Source organism: Cryobacterium sp. MLB-32 (assembly GCF_000738085.1).
Lineage (GTDB): Bacteria > Actinomycetota > Actinomycetes > Actinomycetales > Microbacteriaceae > Cryobacterium.
Map to the genome: position 1 here is coordinate 1 of NZ_JPRS01000438.1, position 955 is coordinate 955.

2 protein-coding genes and 1 pseudogene are annotated in these 955 nt (G+C 60.6%); all 3 read right to left on the bottom strand.

Going from position 1 to position 955, the window contains the following annotated elements; all coding sequences use genetic code 11:
• A pseudogene (locus JF66_RS19230) lies at positions 1 to 243 on the bottom strand (ribonucleotide-diphosphate reductase subunit alpha); the annotation flags it as partial.
• Between the two features lie 26 nt (positions 244 to 269).
• Positions 270 to 674, bottom strand: coding sequence for a class Ib ribonucleoside-diphosphate reductase assembly flavoprotein NrdI (gene nrdI, locus JF66_RS19235; RefSeq protein WP_035880490.1), 405 nt, complete (start codon positions 672 to 674; stop codon positions 270 to 272).
• 77 nt (positions 675 to 751) lie between these two features.
• Positions 752 to 955, bottom strand: a 204-nt coding sequence (gene nrdH / locus JF66_RS19240; RefSeq protein WP_081882511.1) for a glutaredoxin-like protein NrdH, incomplete at its 5' end; no start/stop codon positions are given.

Sequence of the window (955 nt, forward strand, 5' to 3'; positions counted from 1 at the left end):
CGAGTACGCGAGGTCGTTCAGGCTCGTGATGAACTCGAAGGAGTACTGGTCGATCACGGCCTGCTCGTAGTATTCCTTCTCTACGAGGTAGTCGAGGCGCTCGCGCAGGCTGTGGAAGAACACCGTGTTCTGGTTGACGTGCTGCAGGAAGAACTCGCGCGCGGCTTCCTGGTCTTTGTCGAACTGGATCTCCCCGTTCGGTCCGTACAGGTTGAGCATGGCGTTGAGCGAGTGGTAGTCCATGCTCGGCGCCTCCATCGGTGTGATTTTCACGGCCGTAGTTTCCAAAATTCTTCCAATCCGTCGTGAACGATGCGCACATCATCCGCTGTTCCAAATACTTCAAAGCGATAGAGGTTGGGCACCGCGCACTTGGCCGCGATGATGTCCCCGGCGAGGCAGTAGGCCTCGCCGAAATTCGTGTTGCCCGCGCTGACGACTCCGCGGATCAGCGCCCGATTCTGCGGGTCGTTCAGAAACCGGATCACCTGCTTGGGCACGGCCCCGCCGAGCCCGCCTCCGCCATAGGTGGGCAGGCACAGCACGTAGGGTTTGGTAACCTTCAGCGGCTCATCCTTCGCATGGAGCGGGATACGAGTGGCCGGGCGCCCCAGCTTTTCGATGAAGCGATGGGTGTTTCCGGACGTGCTGGAAAAATACACGAGCTCGGTCATGACACATCCTTCCGCATCATCGGGCGGCTCTGGCTACTCTGGCTACTCTGGCGACTCTGGCGACGCGTAGCAGCTGGTTACGCCAGACGAGCGGCGAGCGCGTTGATCTTGTCGGGGCGGAATCCGCTCCAGTGCTCTTCGTCCGTGATCACAACAGGGGCTTGCAGGTAACCGAGAGCCTTGACCGCTTCGAGCGCGTTCTCGTCGACCGAGAGGTCGAGGACTTCGTACTCGATGCCCTTGTTGTCCAGGGCGCGGTAGGTCGCCGTGCACTGCACGCA

Coding starts and splice junctions, on each gene's coding strand:
- nrdI (WP_035880490.1), bottom strand. CDS start 674: ATGACCGAGCTCGTGTATTTTTCCAGCACGTCCGGAAACACCCATCGC.